Raw genomic sequence first — 3,215 nt, 5'->3', positions numbered from 1 at the left:
CGATCCTGTCGGATCGCGGCCAGCCGGCCATGGTGGTGAACTGGTCGACCGCGCGCAGCAGCATCATCGGATTGCCGGGTACGCCGGAGAGCGCCGACATCGTGTTCGACGACGCCTCGGTGGACCGTGTGGTCGGCGCGGTGCAGGCGCCCACCGTGCGCGCCAAGCATGCCGAGCTGCACGGCCGGCTCGCGGCGGGCTCTACGCCGGAAAAGCCGGTACTGGAATCCGTCCTGCAGCTCGCCGGCGGCAGCATCGTCGGGGTGCATCCGCTGCTGGAGACGCCGTTCGATGCCGATATCCGCACGCTGCTCAGCGGCTTGAAAGATGTTTCGCCAAAGCCGTGGCCGGAACGCTTTCGCGAGTTGCAGGCCGCTGGCGGCCGGGTCGAGATCGTGCAGTCGCGGGTGCAGCAGGGCGAGGTGATCTCGCTGGCGACCGGCTCGCTCGGCCTTACGGCAGCCGGCAATCTTGACGGCGAATTGCAGATGACGGTGGCCGGGCTGGAAAAAGTGATCCCGGCGCTGGGCATCGACAAGCTGCTGGAGATGGGCGTGCCGCAGGCCGCGCTGGACCGCTTTGCGCCCGGCGTGAAGAGCGGGGACGTCAACAACCTGCTCGGCGCGCTCGATCGCGCGATCCCCGGGCTCGGCAAGCTGGCGCGGCAGAACGCCAATGTTGGCGTCGCCGCCGGCATCAACTCGCTCGGCACCGAAGCCGTGCTCGAGGGCAAAAAGGCGCGCGCGTTCCCGCTGAAATTCGTCGATGGCGCGGTATTGCTGGGCTCGCTGAAAGTCGCGCAGATCCCGCCGCTGTTTTAAAGAAGAAGCGCCCGCTCTTTCTTCCTTCTCCCCTTGTGGGAGAAGGTGGCGCGGACAAAGTCCGCGTCGGATGAGGGGTATTTGGCGACGGAGCGTGAGGCACCCCTCACCCGTCTCGAACCGCTTCGCGGTTCGATCCACCCTCTCCCACAAGGGGAGAGGGGAAGAAGAAAGAGGCGCTCCGGCGAAGTCTCGCTACTCCACCTTCTTCAACGCCGCATGTTTGCGGCCGAAATCCGCGGCCGCTTCGTCCTGGCCGATCGAGACAATGCCGCGGCGGATGGCGCGGGTTCGGGTAAAGTGGTCGAACAGCACGTCGCCCTCGCCGCGGCGGATCGCACGGGTGAGTTTCGACAAATCTTCCTGAAACGCGCCGAGCATTTCCAGCACCGCGTCCTTGTTGGCGAGAAACACGTCGCGCCACATGGTCGGGTCGGACGCTGCAATGCGGGTGAAATCGCGAAAACCGCCGGCAGAGAACTTCAGCACCTCCGAACGAGTCACGTCCTCGAGCTCGTCGGCGGTGCCTACGATTGTATAGGCGATCAGATGCGGCAGATGGCTGGTGACGGCAAGCACCAGGTCATGGTGCTCGGCCTGCATGATCTCGACATTGGCGCCAAGCGCGCCCCAGAACTGCGCCAGTCTTTCGACGGCGGCGGCGTCGGCGCCGTCCGGCGGCGTCAGGATGCACCAGCGGTTGCTGAACAGCTCGGCGAAGCCCGAATCGGGGCCAGAGTTTTCGGTACCGGCGACCGGATGCGCCGGGATGAAGTGCACGTTGTCCGGCAGATGCTCGGCCATCGCGCGCAACACCGAAGCCTTGACCGAGCCGACGTCGGAGACGATCGCGCCGGGCATCAGATGTGCGGCGATGCTCTGCGCCACCGCGCCGGAGACGCCGACCGGCACGCAGGCGATCACCAGGTCGGCGTCCTTCACCGCGCTGGCGTTGTCGTCGGCGATTCTGTCCGCGAGCTTGATCTCGACCGCGCGGGCGCGCACCTCCGGCGAATGGTCGGTGGCGACCAGTTCGCCGGCGAGGCCGAGTTGCTGGATGCCGCGCGCCAGCGACGAGCCGATCAGGCCCAGCCCGATCAGCGCGATACGCTTGAATGGCGGCGTAGCGGTCATTTCCGACCCAGGAATTCGCGCAGGGTCTCGACCACCAGGCGGTTGGCTTCCTCGGTGCCGATAGTCATGCGCAGCGCGTTTGGCAGGCCGTAATTGGTGACGGCGCGCAGCACCAGACCGCGGCTGGTCAGGAACGCGTCGGCATCGGCCGCGGTCTTGCCGGGGGTTGTCGGGAAATGCATCATGATGAAGTTCGCCACGCTCGGCGTCACCGCGATGCCGAGCTTGGTGATCTCCTCGGTCAGCCAGTTGCGCCACGTTTCGGTGAATTCCCGCGACATCTGCACATGGGCGTGATCCTCGATCGCGGCCACGGCAGCCAGCATCGCCGGGGCGGAGACGTTGAACGGGCCACGGATGCGGTTGACGGCGTCCACGATGTGGGCAGGTCCGAACATCCAGCCGATCCGCAGCGCGGCAAGGCCGTGGATCTTGGAGAAGGTGTGCGTCATCACCGTGTTCTCGGTGGTGGCCACGATCTCGAAGCCGACCTCGTAGTCGTTGCGCGACACGTAGTCGGAATAGGCGGCGTCGAGCACCAGCAGCACATGCGCAGGCAGGCCGGCGCGCAGCCGCTTGATCTCGTCGAAAGGCAGGTAGGTGCCGGTGGGGTTGTTCGGATTGGCCAGCCACACCAGCTTGGTGCGCGGCGAGACCGAGGCCAGGATCGCATCGACGTTGCAGGTGAAGTCGGTTTCCTTGGCGACCACGTTGGTGGCGCCGTTCGCCGCGGTGGCGATCGGATAGACCAGGAAGCCGTGGGTCGTCGAGATCGCCTCGTCGCCGGGGCCGAGATAGACATGCGCCAGCAGGTTGAGGATTTCGTCGGAGCCGGCGCCGCAGACGATGCGAGCGGGATCGAGGCCGAAGGTGCGGCCGATCGCTTCGCGCAGCACGCGTGAGGTGCCCTCCGGATAATCCTCGAGATGTGCAGCAGCGGCGGCGTAGGCTTCCCTGGCGCGTGGCGAGGGGCCGAACGGCGTCTCATTTGCCGACAGCTTGAACATTTTGCGGCCGGGTTCGGCCACCGGGCTCTTGCCCTGAACGTAAGGCGCAATATCGAGGATGCCGGGTTTAGGCACGGGGCGGGACATCTTCAACTCCAGATTATCGATCGATGCTTCAGGAACGCGGCGCGCCGGAGGCCGGCACCGTATAGCGGGTTGCGTGGCTGCCGACGAGGGCCGTGGAGCGCACGGAGGCGCCGGCCTCGATCAGCGCCGCCTTGATGTTGGCCAGGCTCGTCGTACCGGTGATCGA

The 3,215-nt window shown here is 66.3% G+C and carries 3 protein-coding genes; 1 reads left to right on the top strand and 2 read right to left on the bottom strand.

What is annotated here, in order from left to right:
* Nucleotides 1-821: DUF2125 domain-containing protein (locus JWR89_RS16770; protein ID WP_299718109.1), on the top strand; the 821-nt coding region annotated here is incomplete at its 5' end.
* Nucleotides 822-1,016: 195 nt separating this feature from the next.
* Here the strand turns inward: JWR89_RS16770 and JWR89_RS16765 are convergent.
* Entirely contained in the window at nucleotides 1,017-1,955 is a 939-nt protein-coding gene (locus tag JWR89_RS16765) for a prephenate/arogenate dehydrogenase family protein (RefSeq protein WP_299718107.1), read from the bottom strand.
* Nucleotides 1,952-3,049, bottom strand: coding sequence for a histidinol-phosphate transaminase (locus JWR89_RS16760; RefSeq protein ID WP_299718105.1), 1,098 nt, complete (start codon nucleotides 3,047-3,049; stop codon nucleotides 1,952-1,954). Before JWR89_RS16760 ends, JWR89_RS16765 begins: the two co-directional genes overlap by 4 nt.
* Nucleotides 3,050-3,215 lie beyond the last annotated feature (166 nt).

Source organism: Tardiphaga sp., assembly GCF_028290785.1.
GTDB lineage: Bacteria > Pseudomonadota > Alphaproteobacteria > Rhizobiales > Xanthobacteraceae > Tardiphaga.
This window is presented reverse-complemented; position numbering and strand designations above follow the sequence as displayed.

Coding starts and splice junctions, on each gene's coding strand:
- JWR89_RS16765 (WP_299718107.1), bottom strand. CDS start 1,955: ATGACCGCTACGCCGCCATTCAAGCGTATCGCGCTGATCGGGCTGGGC.
- JWR89_RS16760 (WP_299718105.1), bottom strand. CDS start 3,049: ATGTCCCGCCCCGTGCCTAAACCCGGCATCCTCGATATTGCGCCTTAC.